Source organism: Paenibacillus shenyangensis, assembly GCF_000346635.1.
GTDB lineage: Bacteria > Bacillota > Bacilli > Paenibacillales > Paenibacillaceae > Saccharibacillus > Saccharibacillus dauci.
On sequence record NZ_AOIG01000060.1, the window covers coordinates 1 to 417 of the forward strand.

1 protein-coding gene is annotated in these 417 nt (G+C 69.8%); it reads left to right on the forward strand.

Going from position 1 to position 417, the window contains the following annotated elements; genetic code table 11:
• Positions 1-417: isocitrate lyase/phosphoenolpyruvate mutase family protein (locus H065_RS0124755; protein ID WP_017815788.1), on the forward strand; the 417-nt coding region annotated here is incomplete at both ends.

The following is a 417-nucleotide window of genomic DNA, read 5'->3' on the forward strand; positions in this document are numbered from 1 at the left end:
GCACCACCCGTTCGATGATCGCCGCGGGCGCCGCCGCCATGCAGATCGAGGACCAGGCCGGCGCCAAGCGTTGCGGCCATCGCCCCAACAAGGAAGTGGTGACCCTGCCGGAGATGGTCGACCGCATCAAGGCGGCCGTCGACGCCCGCACCGATCCGCATTTCGTCATCATCGCCCGCACCGATGCGCTGGCCAGCGAAGGCCGCCAGAGCGCGCTGGACCGGCTGTCCGCCTGCGTCGAGGCCGGCGCCGACATCGCCTTTCCCGAAGCGGTGCATGACCTGGAGGGCTTTCGCGATTTCGCCCGCGCGCTGCCGGCGCCCATCCTGGCCAACATCACCGAATTCGGCCAGACGCCGCTGCTGACGGTGCAGGAACTGGCCGCCGCGCAGGTCGGCATGGTGCTCTATCCGCTGT